The 17,904-nt window shown below is 64.1% G+C and carries 19 protein-coding genes, 2 tRNA genes and 1 pseudogene; 12 read left to right on the top strand and 10 right to left on the bottom strand.

Annotation, left to right across the window (positions count from 1 at the left end; genetic code table 11):
* Positions 1-13 precede the first annotated feature (13 nt).
* The 4 genes and pseudogenes from tsaD to G473_RS29980 form a co-directional block, all read left to right on the top strand.
* Positions 14-1,078, top strand: a complete 1,065-nt coding sequence (gene tsaD / locus G473_RS0116800; protein ID WP_029014064.1) for a tRNA (adenosine(37)-N6)-threonylcarbamoyltransferase complex transferase subunit TsaD — start codon at positions 14-16, stop codon at positions 1,076-1,078.
* Between the two features lie 422 nt (positions 1,079-1,500).
* A complete protein-coding gene (locus tag G473_RS0116795; RefSeq protein WP_029014063.1) occupies positions 1,501-2,040 on the top strand; it encodes a DUF4189 domain-containing protein in 540 nt (179 codons plus the stop codon).
* Positions 2,041-2,296: 256 nt separating this feature from the next.
* The gene (locus G473_RS0116790; RefSeq protein WP_029014062.1) at positions 2,297-3,289 is read left to right on the top strand and encodes an NAD(P)H-dependent glycerol-3-phosphate dehydrogenase; all 993 of its coding nucleotides are present in this window, start codon (positions 2,297-2,299) and stop codon (positions 3,287-3,289) included.
* 448 nt (positions 3,290-3,737) lie between these two features.
* Positions 3,738-3,965 (top strand): annotated as a pseudogene (locus G473_RS29980) (transposase); the annotation flags it as partial.
* Positions 3,966-4,106: 141 nt separating this feature from the next.
* Here G473_RS29980 and G473_RS0116780 read toward each other — a convergent pair.
* A complete protein-coding gene (locus tag G473_RS0116780; protein ID WP_029014060.1) occupies positions 4,107-4,766 on the bottom strand; it encodes a glutathione S-transferase family protein in 660 nt (219 codons plus the stop codon).
* Between the two features lie 235 nt (positions 4,767-5,001).
* Here G473_RS0116780 and G473_RS0116775 point away from each other — a divergent pair, with 235 nt between their 5' ends.
* Positions 5,002-5,742, top strand: a complete 741-nt coding sequence (locus G473_RS0116775; protein WP_035707553.1) for a DUF6250 domain-containing protein — start codon at positions 5,002-5,004, stop codon at positions 5,740-5,742.
* A gap of 13 nt (positions 5,743-5,755) precedes the next feature.
* On the opposite strand, the gene G473_RS0116770 is transcribed toward G473_RS0116775, so the two are convergent.
* The 4 genes from G473_RS0116770 to G473_RS30785 form a co-directional block, all read right to left on the bottom strand.
* Positions 5,756-6,199, bottom strand: coding sequence for a DUF2948 family protein (locus tag G473_RS0116770; RefSeq protein WP_029014058.1), 444 nt, complete (start codon positions 6,197-6,199; stop codon positions 5,756-5,758).
* 32 nt (positions 6,200-6,231) lie between these two features.
* A complete protein-coding gene (gene murA, locus G473_RS0116765) occupies positions 6,232-7,527 on the bottom strand; it encodes a UDP-N-acetylglucosamine 1-carboxyvinyltransferase (protein ID WP_029014057.1) in 1,296 nt (431 codons plus the stop codon).
* A gap of 85 nt (positions 7,528-7,612) precedes the next feature.
* On the bottom strand, positions 7,613-8,167 hold the full coding sequence (dcd, locus tag G473_RS0116760) for a dCTP deaminase (protein ID WP_029014056.1): 555 nt from the start codon (positions 8,165-8,167) through the stop codon (positions 7,613-7,615).
* A 76-nt stretch (positions 8,168-8,243) separates the two neighbouring features.
* Complete coding sequence (locus tag G473_RS30785; RefSeq protein ID WP_169728481.1) at positions 8,244-8,405, bottom strand: hypothetical protein; 162 nt, start codon at positions 8,403-8,405, stop codon at positions 8,244-8,246.
* 174 nt (positions 8,406-8,579) lie between these two features.
* On the opposite strand from G473_RS30785, the gene G473_RS0116750 reads away from it, so the two are divergent.
* Together G473_RS0116750 and G473_RS0116745 are read left to right on the top strand one after the other, a co-directional pair.
* Positions 8,580-8,655: transfer RNA gene (locus tag G473_RS0116750), tRNA-Thr, on the top strand.
* Between the two features lie 185 nt (positions 8,656-8,840).
* Positions 8,841-8,916: transfer RNA gene (locus tag G473_RS0116745), tRNA-Thr, on the top strand.
* A gap of 125 nt (positions 8,917-9,041) precedes the next feature.
* Here G473_RS0116745 and G473_RS0116740 read toward each other — a convergent pair.
* Positions 9,042-9,704, bottom strand: a complete 663-nt coding sequence (locus G473_RS0116740; RefSeq protein WP_029014055.1) for an alpha/beta hydrolase — start codon at positions 9,702-9,704, stop codon at positions 9,042-9,044.
* Positions 9,705-10,082: 378 nt separating this feature from the next.
* Here G473_RS0116740 and G473_RS0116735 point away from each other — a divergent pair, with 378 nt between their 5' ends.
* The 5 genes from G473_RS0116735 (at position 10,083) to G473_RS27410 (ending at position 13,859) form a co-directional block, all read left to right on the top strand.
* The gene (locus G473_RS0116735; protein WP_029014054.1) at positions 10,083-11,195 is read left to right on the top strand and encodes a cysteine desulfurase family protein; all 1,113 of its coding nucleotides are present in this window, start codon (positions 10,083-10,085) and stop codon (positions 11,193-11,195) included.
* Positions 11,196-11,205: 10 nt separating this feature from the next.
* Positions 11,206-11,787 carry a molecular chaperone DnaJ gene (locus G473_RS29460; protein WP_154667441.1) on the top strand — a complete coding sequence of 194 codons (582 nt, stop codon included), beginning with the start codon at positions 11,206-11,208 and terminating at the stop codon, positions 11,785-11,787.
* Positions 11,788-11,934: 147 nt separating this feature from the next.
* Positions 11,935-12,249 (top strand): ferredoxin family 2Fe-2S iron-sulfur cluster binding protein, encoded by a 315-nt coding sequence (locus G473_RS0116725; RefSeq protein WP_029014053.1) that lies wholly within the window; start codon positions 11,935-11,937, stop codon positions 12,247-12,249.
* 30 nt (positions 12,250-12,279) lie between these two features.
* Entirely contained in the window at positions 12,280-12,984 is a 705-nt protein-coding gene (gene tenA, locus G473_RS0116720; RefSeq protein ID WP_029014052.1) for a thiaminase II, read from the top strand.
* Positions 12,981-13,859, top strand: a complete 879-nt coding sequence (locus tag G473_RS27410; protein WP_051330366.1) for an EamA family transporter — start codon at positions 12,981-12,983, stop codon at positions 13,857-13,859. Before tenA ends, G473_RS27410 begins: the two co-directional genes overlap by 4 nt.
* Here the strand turns inward: G473_RS27410 and G473_RS0116710 are convergent.
* The 4 genes from G473_RS0116710 to G473_RS0116695 all read right to left on the bottom strand — a co-directional run bounded on the left by G473_RS0116710 (position 13,836) and on the right by G473_RS0116695 (position 17,887).
* Positions 13,836-14,759 carry a CPBP family intramembrane glutamic endopeptidase gene (locus G473_RS0116710; protein ID WP_029014051.1) on the bottom strand — a complete coding sequence of 308 codons (924 nt, stop codon included), beginning with the start codon at positions 14,757-14,759 and terminating at the stop codon, positions 13,836-13,838. The genes G473_RS27410 and G473_RS0116710 overlap by 24 nt on opposite strands.
* On the bottom strand, positions 14,753-15,694 hold the full coding sequence (locus tag G473_RS0116705) for a CPBP family intramembrane glutamic endopeptidase (protein WP_029014050.1): 942 nt from the start codon (positions 15,692-15,694) through the stop codon (positions 14,753-14,755). The genes G473_RS0116710 and G473_RS0116705 overlap by 7 nt, the downstream gene beginning before the upstream one ends.
* Before the next feature lie 102 nt (positions 15,695-15,796).
* Positions 15,797-17,122: a D-alanyl-D-alanine carboxypeptidase gene (locus G473_RS0116700; RefSeq protein WP_245580085.1), complete on the bottom strand. Its 1,326-nt coding sequence runs from the start codon at positions 17,120-17,122 to the stop codon at positions 15,797-15,799.
* 153 nt (positions 17,123-17,275) lie between these two features.
* Entirely contained in the window at positions 17,276-17,887 is a 612-nt protein-coding gene (locus G473_RS0116695) for a glutathione S-transferase family protein (protein WP_029014048.1), read from the bottom strand.
* Positions 17,888-17,904: the final 17 nt, after the last annotated feature.

The raw sequence follows: 17,904 nt of genomic DNA, 5'->3' as shown, positions 1-17,904 counted from the left end.
GCTTGGGGCCACCATGATCATACTTGGAATTGAGACAAGCTGCGACGAAACCGCTGCCGCCATCGTGGCCGCCGATGGCGATTCCGCGCCCGGTACCGTGCTGTCCAACGTGGTTCTAAGCCAGCTTGACGAGCATCGCCCCTATGGCGGCGTGGTGCCGGAAATCGCCGCCCGTGCCCATCTTCAGCATCTGGACCGGCTGGTTCGCCAGTCGCTGGACGATGCGGGCCTGACCCTGGACGATATTGATGGCGTGGCCGCCACTGCCGGGCCGGGCCTGATCGGGGGTGTCATGGTCGGGGTCATGACGGCAAAGGCGATCTGCGCCGTGCGCAACCTGCCCTTCGCCGCCGTCAACCATCTGGAAGGCCATGCGCTGACCGCGCGGCTGACCCATGGCGTGCCCTTCCCCTTCCTGCTGCTGCTGGTTTCTGGCGGGCATTGCCAGTTGCTGGCCGTGGAAGGGGTTGGCCGCTATCGCCGCCTGGGCACCACCATCGACGATGCCGTGGGGGAAGCCTTCGACAAGGCGGCCAAGCTGATGGGGCTGGGCTATCCCGGTGGGCCGATGATGGAAAAGGCCGCCAACCGCGCCACCGACCCCACCCGATTCAGCCTGCCGGTGCCGATGAGGGGCCGCCCGGATTGCGATTTCAGCTTCTCCGGCCTGAAGACCGCCGTGCGCCGCCACGTGGAAATGCTGGGGGAGACGGGGAGCGATGCCGACATGGCCGATCTGGCCGCTGCCTTCCACCAGGCCGTGGGCGACAGCCTGATCGACCGGTGTGATCGGGCGATGAGACTGTTCCGCGACCAATGGCCAGACGGCAACACGCTGGTGGTGGCCGGCGGCGTGGCGGCAAACCAGATTTTGCGGGCCCGGCTGACCAAGCTCTGCGCCAAGCGAAAGTTTGATTTTGTCGCCCCGCCCTTGAACCTGTGCACCGATAATGGCGCCATGATCGCCTGGGCCGGGCTGGAACGGCTGCGCCTGGGCCTGACCGACAGTCTGGACTTCGCCCCCCGCCCCCGCTGGCCGCTCGACCCCGGTGCTGCCAAGGCCGGTGCCAAGGCCTGATCACGGTATCTGATGCCTGTTTTTATGGCCCGGTCATCCCTGATGGCCGGGCCTTTCTATTCAGTGCCTGGGGACTCTGTGACAAATTTCGGTCACAACGAATTCGCTATAGCCAGTCATGACCACCGAATATGGAGATATTGCGTCATAGGACAAAGATGAGGGCAAAAAGTGGGCGAGATTTCAGGATGAATTAGGCGGACATTTAGCAATAGGTTGGAATCGCTTACGGTCGCTATTTTCTCCCGATTTTGTCGGTGACCTTTGGGAACAACCCCCTTTGAAGGCCGTTGTTTGTGCGATGCTGGGCTGGACGCAAGCGTTGATTGAAACAACTCAATCATCGCACCCCACCCGGACGATGCCGGAGCCGCCGCCTTTAAGGGCGCATTGCCCGGCCCAACCTGGCTAGGAGATGAACCATGCACAAGAACACCAAGGCCGCCCTGATCGCCGCTTTCCTCGTCGCCACCCCGGCCGCCGCCATGGCCCAGTCCGACCCGCTGGAAAATCTGAGCCCGGTCGGCAAGGACAGCTACGCGCTGTATATGAAGCTGGACGGCCCCAAGGCCTTCGCCCTGGCTGACGATGGCTCCATCGGCTACAGCTCTGCCGCTGACGGCGCCACCGCCCGCGCCAATGCACTGAGCCGCTGCGCCGAAGTGACCAATGAACAGTGCCGCATCTTCTCTGTCGATGGTCAGGTGACCGCAGCCAATGCCGGCGGTGAACTGCGCCAGATCGCCAACACCAACACGGATGCTATCGACCTGAAGGGCGAAGTCCTGGCCGATTACGAGAAGGCCGAAGGGGCCAAGGCCCTGGCCATGTCCACGGATGGCGCTTTCGGCTGGGTGGTCCGCGAAAATGAGGAAGAAGCCCGCCAGGCCGCTTTGACCGAGTGCCAGACCTATGGTTCGGACTGCACGATCCAGTCGTCGCAGCCCGCCGCCACCAACTAAGCAGAATCGACACTGATCCAGCGCCATGACGGGCGGGGCTCGTACCCCACCGGACCGTTCTCCCCCGGACAGTCCAGCCCCGCCCGTTATAGCGCCGACGGCTCAGTGACGATGGATAAGCCCGGCCGGGCATGAAGGCGGAACCCCTGCCCCTTCATGCCTGACCGGGCTTATCTTTATTTCCGGACCGGACCGCGCTAAGCCTTGGGGCATGAAACCCGGATTAAGGCCGGCAGAGCAACCAGGGGGAAATGCCATGCAGCGTATCGGTGTGATCGGGGCCGGGGCCTGGGGCACAGCCCTGGCAATGGCAGCGGCGCGCGCCGGCCGGCAGGTGGTGTTGCAGGCGCGGGAACCGGAAGTGGTGGACAGCATCACCCAACATGGTGAGAACAGCCTGTTCCTGCCCGGTATCCCGCTGGACCCGGCCATCCGCGCCACCGCCGATCTGGCTGAAGCGGCAGCCGTGGATGCCGTGCTGCTGGTCACGCCCGCACAGCATCTGCGCGCCGCCTGCCGCAGCCTGAAGCCGCTATTGTCGCCCACGGTGCCTGTGGTGATCTGCGCCAAGGGAATCGAGATCGACACCGGCGACCTGATGAGCGAGGCGGCCAAGGCGGAACTCGGGAACCAGCCGCTGGCCGTGCTGTCCGGCCCCACCTTCGCCGCCGAAGTGGCCAAGGGCCTGCCAACGGCGGTGACGCTGGCGATTGAGGATGCGGACCTTGGGCGGCAACTCCTGGCTGCCCTGGGCGGCCGCACGTTCCGCCCCTACCTCTCCGACGATTTGATCGGCGCCCAGGTGGGCGGGGCGGTCAAGAATGTGCTGGCGATTGCCTGTGGCATCGTGCATGGCCGCGCACTGGGCGACAATGCCCGCGCCGCCCTGATCACCAGGGGCTTGGCGGAGATTGCCCGGCTGGGGGTGACGCTGGGCGCGCGGCCTGAAACCCTGATGGGCCTGTCCGGTCTGGGCGACCTGACGCTGACCTGTTCGTCGCTGCAATCACGCAACATGTCACTGGGTGCCGCCTTGGGCCAGGGAAGGCGGCTGGAAGAGGTGCTGGGCGAGCGCCGCTCTGTTGCCGAAGGGGTCTATACCGCCCGCGCCGTGACCAAGCTGGCGGCCGCCAAGGGCGTGGACATGCCGCTCTGTCAGGCGGTGGATGCCCTGCTGAACCATGGCGCCGATCTGGAAGCCATGATCGACGGCCTGATGGCCCGCCCCTTCAAGCCGGAAGGGTTATAACCGGCACACAAGCGGCGGGAGGTCTAGGCTGTGAACTCATAAACGCAATCAGTGAACGGTCTTTGGGCCATCCGACAGTGAGGTTAGGTAATCCGCGATTGCCCGCGCCGTTGCGGCGGCTGCATCGGAATCTACGACAGATAACCCCATATGGTCGGATACGATTCCGACAAGGTAGGTTGTCGCTTCGTCTTTCGAGCTACCGCGATAGAGCATGCTGACGACGTGCAGCAGATAACCGTCATATTCGTCGGCGCATCCTTCGCCACAAGACCCGTTCTCATCTGCCAAGCCTATCGGGTCCCAAAGCCTCCAACCAATCTCGCGCAAGCGCGAGAGCTGTATTTTCGGGTAGTATAGCATGTTGAAACCTTAACATCGCAAACGAGACTCGACTATATGCCCTTTCCATTTCGATCGTTTGCTGATTCAGCATCGGCATGAGCCAATTAATCTGACCGACTTCGAATGGCGTGTGATCGAGCCGATTCGACCGAACAAACCGCGAGATGTGCCTCGCGTTGATGACAACCGTGTGTTGAACGGCCTCTTCTAGGTGCTACGCACCGGTGCGCCGTGGCGCGACCCACCCAAGCGCTATGACCCGCGCGCCATAATCGACAGCACCTCCGTTCGCCACCAGCAGGCCGCGATGCTCAAGGGCCCCCAATCCCACTGAGCCTTACCGCTCCACAGATTTGCAACCAGACACGGCTGGCCGGGAACTTCCTCACTATGGTCCAGCTTATTTTTAATGCGCCCGCGGCTTCATTTTTATGATTTTACGATCTAGCACCTCACCGCTACGAATAGTTTATTACCGCACCACCATGGTCTGGGCCGACTGCACCAGCTTTTCCGCGCTGGTGAAGCGGGGCGGCTGTTCCAGGCCGGCGGCCATGGCCGGGCGAGCGGCAAGCTGGTCAATCCAGCGCTTCAGGTGGGGCAGATCATCAATCGCCACACCCGACCAGTCATGCGTGCGGGCCCAGCACCAGTTCGCGATATCGGCGATGGAAAAATCGCCGGCCAGGAATTCATGCTCCTTCAGGCGGCTGTCCAACACGCCTAACAGCCGGTGGGTTTCTTTCTGATAGCGCTGGATGGCGGGTTCGATCTTCTCCGGGAAATAGCGGTAGAAGACATTGGCCTGCCCCATCATGGGGCCCACACCGCCCATCTGGAACATCACCCATTGCAGCACGCGCGACCGGCCCTTGGCGTCGGTCGGCATCAGACGGCCGGTCTTCTCCGCCAGATAGACCATGATGGCGCCCGACTCGAAGACCGTGAAATCCTCAGCTCGGTCCACGATCACGGGGATACGGCCATTGGGGTTCATCGCCAGGAACCAGGGTTCCTTCTGCTCCCCCTTCGAAAGATCGACCGCGTGGAGCGTGTAGGGCAGCCCCACCTCCTCCAGCGTGCAGGACACCTTGTAGCCATTGGGCGTGGCGGCGGAATAAAGGTCGATCATCGCGGCGTTCCTTCCCGATTCCCCAATGAAGGGCTCATTGCCTCCATCAACGCACCCCGCGATGCCGGGATCAATGGCGAAGGAGGGGTTTTATCCGCCGCATGGCCGTTTTCCGGATATTTCCACATACGATCATGTGGTTTTGGGTCGCCCCCGCCCACCTTCGGACGGTAGATTGCCTGCCGTTACACGACCAGAAGCGCTTTGTGCGCCTGCCGGAGAAAGGAAAAGCGATTTGACCCGCCAGACCGCCGATCATCCCAGCCGCCGCATCATCCTGGGCGCCGCCGGGGCCGGGCTTGCGCTCGCCACCGTGCCGCCCGCCCTGGCCGGGGCGCAGGGCCCTGCTGCCGGCGCCCCGCTGTATGGTGATGATTTCACCCAGGGGCTGGCCAAGTGGCATGTGGAAATGCACCAGCCGGGCAAGGTGACAGCGCAGGGCGGCATCCTGGATATTGACGTGCCCGCCGGTACCTCCGTCTGGTTCCGCCAGCGGCTGGAAGGGCCGATCCTGATTCGCTATCAGGCGCTGGCCGTGTCGGAAGGCGGGCCGAATGACCGGGTCAGCGACCTGAACGCCTTCTGGATGGCGACCGATCCCGGCGCGCCCGATGGTAACGCGCTCACCAACCCGCGCACCGGCAAGTTCGAGGATTACGACACGCTGAAGCTCTATTATGTCGGGCAGGGCGGTAACTGGAACAAGACCACCCGCTTCCGCCGCTATACCGGGCAGGCTGGCAACCGGCCGCTTTTGCCGGGCCATGACCTCCAGGACCCGGCCGACATGCTGACGCCCAATGTCTGGCAGGAAATCACCCTGGTCGCTGATGGCCCGACCGTTCGTTATTACCGCGACGGCAAGAAGCTGTTCGATTTCACCGATCCGGAACCCTATACCAGCGGCCATTTCGCCCTGCGGACGACGCAAAGCCATCTGCGCATCCGCCGTTTCGGCATCTATCGCCCGGCGTGATTTGGCGGGTGGGTCAGTCCGGATGGGCCGGTCGGCTGCCGGCGGGCCAGGGCAGGCCGATATCTTCCAGCACACAGTCAATTTCACTGACGGTCAGGCGGATATCGGCCCCAGCCGCCATATGCAGCAGGATGGCCCCGTCCATCGCTTCCAGCGACAATAGCGACAGGAACTGGTCCCGCCGCTTCAGGTCCAGGCCCCGGCAGGCGACATGGGCCACCTTGTGGAAGCGCACGGCGCTATGCACCCGCTCCCCCGCCACCGGCTCGTCAGGGGTGGGGCCGGCGGGCGCCTTCCCCTCCCCTTCCCAGCGGAACCGGTTGGCTACCAGGACGAAGCAGGCCTCATCCGGCAGATAGGCCATTTCCCCGATGGGCAGGATGGCATCCTGCAGCACCGCAGATATCACGCCCAGATCTTCCGCATCGCCAGCCCGAAGCCGCAACCCATCCGCCATGATGCCCCCCATCCTGCAGGCGCTGACCGCGATCAGGCCGCCTCTTCCCGCACCCGCTCCATGGACGCGCCGCAGGCGGCCAGCTTCTCCTCAATCCGCTCATACCCGCGATCGAGGTGATAGATGCGGTTGACCACTGTTTCCCCCTGCGCCGCCAGCCCAGCCAGGACCAGGGAGACCGAAGCGCGCAGATCGGTCGCCATCACTGGCGCCCCGGTCAGGCGCGGCACGCCACGGACCAGGGCGGACGAGCCATGGACAGTGATATTCGCACCCATGCGGGTCAGTTCCGGCACATGCATGAAACGATTCTCAAAAATCGTCTCCGTGATCATGGAAGCGCCCTTGGCCACGCACATCAGTGCCATCATCTGGGCCTGAAGATCGGTGGGGAAACCGGGGAACGGTTCCGTCATCACATCCACGCCGAGCAGTTCGCCCGCCGTGGCGGAAACCAGCACGCCGCCGGCGGTTTCCACCAGCTTCACATTGGCAGCCGCCAGCGTCTTGCCCACGGCCTTCAGGTCCGCCAGCTTGGCGCCCAGCAATTCCAGCTCACCACCCGTGATGGCGGCGGCCATGGCGAAGGTGCCGGCCTCGATCCGGTCGGGCAGCACGGCATAGGTGGCGCCATGCAGCCGGTCCTTGCCCTTGATGACAAGCCGGTCGCTGCCCACGCCCTCGATCTCCGCCCCCATGGCAATGAGGCAGCGGGCCAGATCGCCGATTTCCGGTTCGCGGGCGGCATTGACCAGCACGGTTTCACCCTTGGCCAGGGTGGCGGCCATCATCAGGTTCTCGGTCGCGCCGACGGATACTTGCGGGAAGACAAATTCCGCCCCCACCAGCCCGCCTTCCGGCGCCTTGGCCAGGATATAGCCGCCTTCGATATCAATCTGCGCGCCCATGGCCTGCAGGCCCTTGATATGCAGATCGACGGGCCGCGTACCGATGGCGCAGCCGCCGGGCAGGCTGACCTTCGCCTGGCCGAAACGGGCCAGCAGCGGCCCCAGCACCAGCACCGACGCGCGCATCTTGCGCACCAGATCATAGGGGGCGGTGGTGTTGAAAATATCGTTGGCAAACAGCTCGACCGACCGGCCACTGGACCCGAAGGCATCGCGGCCATTGATATGCACCTCCACCCCATGCTGGGCCAGCAGCCGGTTCATGGTGGTGATGTCGGCCAGCAGCGGCAGGTTCGTCAACGTCAGCTTCTCATCGGTGAGAAGGCAGGCGGCCTGCAAAGGCAGGGCGGCATTCTTGGCGCCGCTGACAGGAATCTGGCCCCGGAGAGGGTTGCCACCGCGGATGACGAGCTTGTCCATGGGGGAGGTTCTTCACGAGTACGGGATGAAAGGATCGGGCTTGGGACCGGTTTATCGGCGCCGAACATGGCGCCGCTACGGCAGATCAGAGGCGCGCCAGCGTCACGCCGCGCTGCTTCATGTACTTCCCGGCGCGGTCGGCATAGGAGACCTCGCACGGGCTTGCCCCCTGGAAGAACAGGAACTGGCACAGCCCCTCATTCGCGTAGACCTTGGCCGGCAGCGGCGTGGTGTTGGAAATTTCCAGCGTCACATGGCCTTCCCATTCCGGCTCCAGCGGCGTGACATTCACGATCAGGCCACAGCGGGCATAGGTGGATTTGCCCAGGCACACCACCAGCACATCGCGGGGAATGCGGAAATATTCCACCGTGCGGGCCAGCGCGAAGCTGTTGGGTGGGATGACACAGACATCGGTCTTGCGGTCAACAAAGCTGGTCTCGTCGAACTTCTTCGGATCGACGACCGCATTATCGACATTGGTGAAGATCTTGAATTCGTCGGCCACCCGGGCGTCATAGCCGTAGGAGGACAGACCGAAGGAGATCACACCCTCGCGGCGCTGCCCTTCGATGAAGGGCTCGATCATCCCGTTCTTGGTTGCCTGTTCCCGTATCCAGCTATCAGGCATGATCGGCATAATGGTCCCCCAATGGCAAAAGGCCCCTTACCATCCACGGGGCCGCAAGAGTTTGTAGCCCAGCGCCGGACAAGGCTCAAGCGGTGGGGCTTTCTACCTGCCCGGCATCATTGGGGGCATCGGCCTCATCTGCTGTGTCGCGGGCACGATTCTGCTCCTTGCGCTTGCGCAGATTATCGCGCAGCGCCTGGGCCAGACGGTCCTTGCGATCATCCTTGCGGGACGGGTTCTTGCTCATCTCTGGTCGCTCCCCTCAAAACGGGCGGAATTCCAGGGGATTTACCCCGGTGCCGTCAAGGGGTGGGCGAAAAAATCGCCGAATGCGTTTTTTGTGCTTGCGCTGCGGGGCGTGGAGTGGCACATAGCCGCCCACCGCAGCGGCGCCTTGGCCGCGACGGGATGAAATGACAGTGCTGCCATAGCTCAGTCGGTAGAGCGCGTCCTTGGTAAGGACGAGGTCGTTGGTTCGATTCCAATTGGCAGCACCATTTCAGAAAAACAAAAACCCGCCAGTCTGGCAACGGACGGCGGGTTTTGTTTTCAAGGACTTACGGCATCGGCCTTTCCGGGTCATGGCTGGACATGCGAATAAACGCTTGCACCAGCCGCGCTGGAATGGCACATAGCCGCCCACCGCAACGGCCACAGGGTCGGGGCGGGATGAAATGTCGATGCTGCCATAGCTCAGTCGGTAGAGCGCGTCCTTGGTAAGGACGAGGTCGTTGGTTCGATTCCAATTGGCAGCACCATTTCCCCAACAAAAAACCCGCCAGCCCGGCATTGGGCGGCGGGTTTTTTGTTTTCCGGCTTCATCGCCGCCCCATCCCGTCATCCCGGCCAAAGCCAGCACGACGGGACCAAGGCGCAATGCCGATCAGCCGGCCGCCGCACCCAGCGGCTTGGCAAGTGCCATATCCAGATAATCATCCACGATCCGGCCCAGATCATCGGCACGGTCGTTGAAGAAATGGTTGGCGCCTTCCATACGGCGATAATCGATCTTGATGTCCTTCTGCGCCGACAGCTTGTTCACCAGACGGGTAACAGAGGCTTCGGGCACCAGCTCATCCCGGTCGCCATGCACGATCAGGCCCGATGCCGGGCACGGGGCCAGGAAGCTGAAATCGAACATGTTGGCCGGCGGGGCGATGGACAGGAAGCCATCCAGTTCCGGCCGGCGCATCAGCAACTGCATGCCGATCCAGGCGCCGAAGCTGAAACCGCCAATCCAGCAGGAACTGGCATTGGGGTTGTAGGTCTGCAGCCAGTCCAGCGCGCTCGCCGCATCGGACAGTTCCCCCTCACCCCGGTCATAGGTGCCCTGGCTGCGGCCCACACCACGGAAATTGAAGCGCAGGGCAGAGAAGCCGCGCTTGGTGAAGGCATGGAACAGCGTATAGACGATGCGATTATTCATCGTCCCGCCATGCTGCGGGTGGGGATGAAGCAGCAACGCCACGGGGGCGTTGGGCACTTTGCTGTGCGAGTAGCGTCCTTCGAGACGGCCCGCCGGGCCGTTCATGATCACATCAGGCATTGGTTCACCGGTCCCGATCAGGCGTGCAAGCAGACGGCAGGCGGGGCAGCCGACAGAAAAAACACGGGCGCGAACCCGTGCCCGGAGGCGGGAGAATGCAAGGGAGGCGTTCTTGACCGACCAGCCGGGTCATTCTATAGGACAGCCTGTGATGACAAGGCCCGCCGTTGCACGACCGGGATGGCCGTACCCCGGCGTCCGGGGGAAACGCGCCGATGCCGATCAAGGCAACGGAGCGGGCACGGACTATACCACAGCGGCCCTGTTGCTATTCAAGCCTCTTCGCATCTATCTGCGAGAAGCTGTTCAACTGCCGTTTTCATAGGCAATTCGGCGGCAATCCGGCCCCTGGCGGCCTGCTGAACTGGCGGTGACCCGATGGCAGACATGGTTTACCTGGACTGGAATGCGACCGCGCCCCTGCGGCCAGAGGCGCGTGCAGCCCTGATCGGGGCCCTGGATCATATTGGCAACCCCTCCTCCGTTCATGGATTCGGTCGCCGCGCCCGGCGGCTGGTGGAGGATGCGCGCGAACAGGTGGCAGCCCTTGCCGGTGCCAGCCCGGCGCAGGTCACCTTCACCGGTGGCGGCACAGAAGCCAACAATCAGGCGCTTGCCCTGGCCGGAGACAAGCGCCGTCTGCTGGTTGGTGCCACCGAACATGCCTCGGTGCTGGAAGTGCGCGCCGATGCGGTGGCCGTGCCTGTGGATGGCGACGGGCTGATCGACAGCGCCGCCCTGGCCGCCCTGCTGGCTGCTGACAGCCAGCCCGCGCTGGTTTCCATCCAGGCGGTCAATAATGAAACCGGCGTGATCCAGGACATGGCGTCCCTGGCCGCAATCGTCCATGCCCATGGTGGCTGGCTGCATAGTGATGCGGTGCAGGCCGCCGGGCGCATCCCCATCGATATGGCGGCCTGGGGCTGCGACCTGTTGAGCCTGTCCGCCCACAAGATCGGCGGGCCGCATGGGGTGGGCGCCCTGCTGGCCGTCGCCGGCATCCCCCTGGCGCCGCTGCTGCGCGGTGGCGGGCAGGAACGGCGGATGCGGGCGGGAACGGAGAATGTGGCCGGTATCGCCGGTTTTGGCGCAGCCTGCGCCGCATCGCTGGCCGGGCTTGCCGATTATGCCGCCCTATCCCTGCTGCGCGACCGGCTGGAAACGGCGGTGCTTGCCCTGGCGCCGACGGCACAGATCATCGGGGCAGGCGCCCCGCGTGTGGCCAATACAAGCTGCATCGCCCTGCCCGGTGTGCCGGCCAACAGCCAGTTGATGGCGTTTGATCTGGCGGGCATCGCCGTATCGGCCGGGTCAGCCTGTTCCTCCGGCAAGGTCAAATCCTCCCATGTCCTGCGCGCCATGGGGCTGGAGGAGGCGCTGGCCGGGGCGGCCATCCGGGTCAGCCTGGGCTGGGACAGCACAGAGGCCGATATAGACCGTTTTATCGCCTGTTGGGACCGTATCGCCGCCCGCACCCGCCCGGCGGCCTGAAGGAATGGATATGGATATGATCACGCCGGGTGAAGGCCAGCCCGATCCTCTTCCCTGCTGGCATTGCGGTGCCGGCGTGGCGGCCCGTGCCCTGTTCTGTCACCAGTGCGGCGCCATCCAGCCCCCAGGCGATGTCGACCCCTTCACACGCCTGGGCCTGTTGCCCAGCTTTGAGATCGAAACTGCAACGCTGGACCGGCAGGCGGCCGGCTTTGCCCGCATCCTGGACCCATCGCGTTTCGCCGCGCGGGGGGAAGAAGCCCAGGCCATCGCCGCCCGCCAGCGCGATGCCCTGACCCATGCCATTGCCAGCTTGCGCGATCCCGCCGCCCGCGCCCGCGCCCTGCTGACCCTGGCCGATGCGGCCCCGGCAAAGCCCCGCAATGGCGGGGCGTGGGAATTGCGGCTGGCAGTGGTGACGGACGGCCCGTCCCTGGCGCGGCTGGTCACGGAGGTGAAAACCGATATGCAGGCGGAATTGCGCCTGCTGCTGGATGCCTTCCGCCTGCGCGATCTCTCCCTGGCGGCCACAAGGCTGCGCCGGGTGGAGGAGATGGCCCTGGCATTGACCGCCGCCGAAGGACGGCGCTGACCGCACCCACCCCTTCATCCTGCTCCGGTCACCCGCGCCAAAACGGCGCTGGACTTGACCGCGCCGGATTCGTAACAAGACGGACACGATAAGGCTGGCCCCTCCCCCAAGGCCAGCAACAATAAGGTTGTTAGGAGTTCTGGCGCGATGCCGAAGATGGTGTTCATTGAGACCGATGGCACCCGCCGTGAGGTGGATGCCCCGCTTGGCCTGTCGATCCTGGAGATCGCCCGCCGCCATGATATCGACCTGGAAGGTGCCTGCGAAGGTTCGCTGGCCTGCTCCACCTGCCATGTCGTCATCACGCCGGAATGGTACGACCTGCTGCCCGACGCCGACGAAGATGAAGAGGATATGCTGGATCTGGCCTTCGGCCTGACCAAGACCTCTCGCCTGGGCTGCCAGATCCGCATGAGCGAGGAACTGGACGGTCTGACGGTCAAGCTGCCCGGCAGCCGCTGACCCCAACCCGGAAGGGACGATCCCATGACCATGACGGCCCGCCCCGCCTTGCCCGATCTGGCGACGCCCGGCGGGCTGTTCGACCGGCTGCGGACCGCCGCGCGCCCGTCATGGGATCGTTATATCCGGCATGATTTTGTGCGCGGCATGGGGGACGGCACCCTGCCCGCCGCCAGTTTCCGCCATTATCTGGTGCAGGATTACCTGTTCCTGATCCATTTCGCCCGCGCCTATGCGCTGGCCGCCTTCAAGGCCGATGATCTGGCCGACATGCGGGCAGCAGCATCGTCCATGTCGGCGCTGCTGGATCTGGAAATGGGGCTCCACATCAAATATTGCTCCGGCTGGGGCATTGACGAGGCGGCCATGCAGGCCATGCCGGAGGCCCAGGCCACGCTGGCCTATACCCGATACGTGCTGGAACGCGGTGTCGCCGGTGACCTGTTGGACCTGCATGTCGCCCTGGCCCCCTGCATCGTCGGCTATGCGGAAATCGCCGCCCATCTGATGGCCGACCCGGCCACGGTGCTGGATGGTAATCCCTATGCCGACTGGATCGCCATGTATGCCGATCCAGAATATCGCAAGGTCGCGGCGGCACAGGTGGCCCTGCTGGACCGGCTGGGTGTCAAGCGCGGTGCCGATGCCCGCTTTGCCGACCTGACGCGCTGCTTCGATGCCGCCAGCCGGCTGGAAGCAGGCTTCTGGGATATGGGAATGGGCCTGCTGCCGTGATCGCCCCGGCGGCCCCTTCCACCACGGTTGAAGGGCGCTGGACCCGCATCGCCCCCTTCCTGCTGGTGCTGCTGGCCATCATGCTGCCGCCGATTGGCGGCGGCATCGCCAAGCACGTTGCCGTGGGCCATGACATTCTGGGTCTGGCCTTCCTGCGCAATGCCATCAGTGCGGCGGCTTTGCTGGTGATCGCCCGGCCCCGCCTGCGCGGGCTGACCGGGGCGCAATGGCGCGCGGCCCTGGGCTTGGGTGCCGCCCTGGCATTGATGAATGCTACCTTCTACCTGTCCATCACCCGCCTGCCGCTGGGCGTGGCGGTGGCGGTGGAATTTATCGGTCCGCTGACGGTCGCCATGCTGGGCGGGCGGCGCTGGCTGGATTTCCTGTGGCCCTTGCTGGCACTGGGCGGGGTCTTGCTGCTGACACCCTTGGGCGGCGCCACGCATCTGGACCCGCTGGGCCTGTTCTTCGCCGCCACGGCGGGGGCCGGATGGGCGGCCTATATCCTGACATCGCAAAAGGCGGGGCAGTTGATCCCCGGCATGACCGGCCTGGCCCTGGCCTTGACAGCCGCCGCCCTGTTCACCGCCCCCGTCGGGCTGATGGCAGCAGGGCCGTTCCTGGCCGATGCCCATGGCATGCTGCTGGTGCTGGGGGTGGCCCTGTTCTCCACCCTGCTGCCTTATATGCTGGAATATGTCGCCTTGCGCCGGGTGCCGACGGCGGTATTCGGCATTTTGCTGGCGCTGGAGCCGGCCATCGCCGCCCTGGTCGGCGTGGTGGGGTTGGGGGAGCGGCTGGGTCTTGTCACCTGGACCGCCATTGCCATGGTCTGCACGGCAGCCCTGGGGTCAAGCCTGCTGCGCCCGCGCTGAGGGGCGGCCAGCCCATCCCCGCTCAACAAAGCCGGTGCGCAGGCCCACCAGCCAGTAAAAGCCGATACTGACCGCATGGATCCCGACAAAAGTCAGGATATCCGTCCAACCGGCAAAATCCGGCGGATCGGGGTCCAGCGACTGGAACAGGCCGGGCAAGGTGATCTGTTCGGCACCGATGAACCAGATGAACAGGATATTATTGATGATGTGAACACCCATGGCCGCTTCCAGCCGGCCCAGCCGGACGGTGAGCCAGGAGAGGAACAGCGCCGTGACGAAGATTTGCGCCCGCGCCGCCCAGACGGCCTGTTGATCCCCCCCTTCATGCGCCAGGGTGAACAGGACACTGCTGATCAGCACCATGGCGGGGGTATTGCGGCAGACCACGCGCAGCCCCTGGGCCAGATAGCCCCGGAAAATGATTTCCTCGGTGGAGGCCTGCAGGACGAAGCCAATAATCACAAAGGGCATCCAGAGCAGGAAAGTACCCATACCCGCCGATGCCGGTACCAGTTCCCCTGTCCAGAGGCTCCAGACCACCTGCCCCAGCAGCGGGACGGCGAAGACCAGCGCGGAGCGAAAGGCCATGCCGATATCCAGCCGGCGACCGGGCGCAATCAGGTCCATCGGGCTTTGTTTATGGACCACACGCGCAACGAGGAGCACCGGCCCTAACAGGGCGATGATCGCCAGCAAGGGAAGGAACCCGTAAAGATCCTTCGGGATCAACGGCAAAAGGGGCGGGACAAGGATGAAGAGAACCAGCCCCAGAACGATCAGACAGCCGATGAACAGCGCCAATGCCGCAAGATAGGACCGGCGGCGACGCCCCGCCCACATACCATAAAGATGGACCGGTACCGGTTCCCGTGCCGGGACGAAATCCACGGTCACCATTCCTCCTTATCGGGCGCGCCGCGCCAGCCATGTTCGATGAAGCCGCTTTGCAACCCTAAAAACCAATAGCTGGCGAACAACGCGCCTTGCAGCAGCAGGATGGACAGCAGGGCTTCCACATCCAGCGGCCCGGCGCCATTTGCCATCCCCTCCATTAAAGCCCCCTCGGCTGCAAAGCCCGCCGGTTGCGCCATCAGCAGGTAAATCAGGGAATTATGGGCAAAGCGCACCCCGATGGCCGCCTCCAGCCGGCCCAGCCGGCAGGTGATGTAGGAAAGGCCCAGCGAGATCAGCAGCAAAGACAGTTTACGGCCCCATCCCCCCTCCCAGTTCCCCCCTTCATGCAGCAGCACGAACAGGATCGCCACCGGTATGGCTGCCAGAACCGCGCTGCCCGACAGAACCTGGAAAGCCTGGGTGAGATAGCCGCGATAGATGATCTCTTCCACAAAGGATTGGAACAGGATCAAGGTGCCCATGACCGGCAGCCACAGCAGGGCCAGCCCCACCGTCCCGGTACTGACATGGCCCTGCTGTACCCCCATCATCACAATGGGCAGGAAGGCGGCAGCATAGACCGCGACGGAACGCAGGAAAAGCCGGGCATCCAGGGGGCGGCCAGGGGCAACCAGACTCATCAGGTCACGCCCCTGGCGGGTCAGCAGCCACCCCAGACACAATGTCAGACCACCGGCCCAGACCAGACTGGCGATATGGCGGACCATCGGGGCATCCGGCCCGCTGCCGGTAAGCGCTGCCAGAGGGGGTGGCAGGAAATTGACCAGCCAGGTGCCGATATAAGCAATAGAGGCCACAAGAGCGACGCCGGCCCCATAGTGCCAGACCGAGAGGCCCATGCGCTCACCGACCAGATGGACGGGAACCGCGCCATCATGGCGCCGCAGCATCCGGCGATAGGGCTCGCCCTTCTCCATCCCCTCCCCTCTCACGCAACCGGGGCGCCGCATTGGCGGCGCCCCGGGGAAATGTGCGTTAATAAGGATCGGCTGCGCAAGGGCGGATGCGTCGCAGCCCTGTCAGGCGGCGGGCGGCACCGTCAGGCAGCTATGGCCACCCTTGGACAGTTGGGCACAGGCACGCCGGGCCGTCTTTTCGTCCATGCCGGTCAGGCGGGCGCGATACAGCTTGCCCTTCGCGGTGGAGACCTCCATCACCTGCGGCGTCGCACTATCCAACAGGGTGCCTGCGCGCTGGGTAGCCTGGCTGACAGCGCGCTGACTGGCCTGCTTGTCATTGAAGGCACCGACCTGAATGGCCCAGCGGCCATTGGCATTAACCTTCGGCAGGCTGGCGGCGACCGGGGCGGCAACAGCGGTACGGGGCAGCGCGATTTCCTCGGCACTGTTCACGATTTCGCTGGCGACGGCGGCCACCACGCTGCGTTCCTCGTTCCGCGACTTGGCCGGGCGGCTTTTGGCCTTGGCGTCGGCACTGGCGACCAGCATCGGCGCGGACTTCTTGCCCTTGAAGGCTTCATCCAGCAGGTCAGCCATATGGTTGTCACGCCAGGCAGCCGTCTGGCCACCAAACACCACGCCAATCAAGCGGCGGCCATCACGCACGGCTGAAGAAGCGAGATTGAAGCCGGAAGCGCGGATATACCCCGTCTTCAACCCATCCATCCCCGGATAGCGGGCCATCAGCCGGTTATGGCTGCCGATGGTGGTGCCCTTGTAGGTGAAGCTCTTGGTGTTGAAATACCCGTAATATTGCGCGTGATCATAGATCAGGCTCTGCGCCAGCCGGGCCATGTCGCGGGCAGTGGAAAGCTGACCGGTATTGGGCAGGCCGGAAGCATTACGGAAGGTGGTGCGGGTCATGCCCAACTGGCGGGCGCGATCCGTCATCATGCGGGCGAAATTCACTTCCGTTCCGCCAATCGTCTCCGCAATCACGGCGGCGCAGTCATTGGCGGATTTGGTCACCAGGGCCAGCACGCATTGTTCAACCGTGATGGTATCCCCCGGCCGCAGGCCCAGCTTTGAGGGGGCCATGCCGGATGCATGGGCGGACACCTTCATCGGGTCGGCAAGCTTCAGCTTCCCGGCCTTCAGGGCATCAAACACCATATGCAGCGTCATCATCTTGGTCAGGCTGGCCGGGAAATTGCGCGTATCCGCACCCGCTTCGTGCAGCACCTCGCCCGACTTGGCATCAATGATGATGGAAGCGTATTTGGCCAGCGCGGCAGTGGGCAGGCCAACGGCAACAAGCAAGCCCAGCATCACAGCGATCTGGGCGCGCATTAATTGGGTCGCCACCCAACTTTTACGTTTACCTATGGGGGAGATTGTCACGATGTCGCGTTCGATCGACCGTTCTGTCGTCGTTTCGGATGCCATGACGCGATCCCCTTCCCCAATACCCGCTGATCTTCGCCACCGTAAAGGCGAAGGTTATCAATGTCTAGGGCCTAAACTTTAAGATTCTGCCTGCAGCAGGGCCGCTTTAGCGCCTTATTTTCGGCACCTGTTCTTTCGGGATAATCCGATCCGTCAGGCGGCGGCACTCGGCCGGCTAGCGACCTCCCCCATCCAGCGCTGCACCGATGGATAGCGCTCATCAATCGTGATCCCGACCAGACGCGGAAAGAAGGCCAGGGTGGTGAAAGCGGTGATGTCGGCGATGGTGAACCGGTCGCCCGCAACAAAGCCCTGCCGGGCGAGGTCCGCCTCCAGCACCGTCAGCCGTTTTTCCGCCTGCACCCGCTGCACGTCGGCAAAGGCTGGCACCTGAACCTCCAGCGCCGCCATCTTCGGGTGGGAATGGCGGAAAGCATGCGCGAAGGGCAGCAGCAGCTCGAACTCCATCCGCCGCTGCACCATCTCGATCCGGGCCTGCTCCAGCGGGTCGCGGCCCATCAGGTTAGGCTCCGGATGAAGGGCTTCAATGTACCGGCAGATGGCCACGCTCTCGCAAATGATGGTGCCATCATCCAATTCCAGGGCCGGGACACGGCAGGATGGGACGCGGGCGGCATAATCGGGGGCGAGATGCTCCCCCTTACCGATCACCACGGGCACGCGGGGAATATCCAGCCCCTTTTCCGCCAGGAACATGCGCACACGCCGGGGCGTGGGGGCAATGGCATCATCATAGAGTTTCATCACTCCTCCCCACCGGG

This window comes from Niveispirillum irakense DSM 11586 (assembly GCF_000429645.1).
Classification (GTDB): Bacteria; Pseudomonadota; Alphaproteobacteria; order Azospirillales; family Azospirillaceae; genus Niveispirillum; species Niveispirillum irakense.
This window is presented reverse-complemented; position numbering and strand designations above follow the sequence as displayed.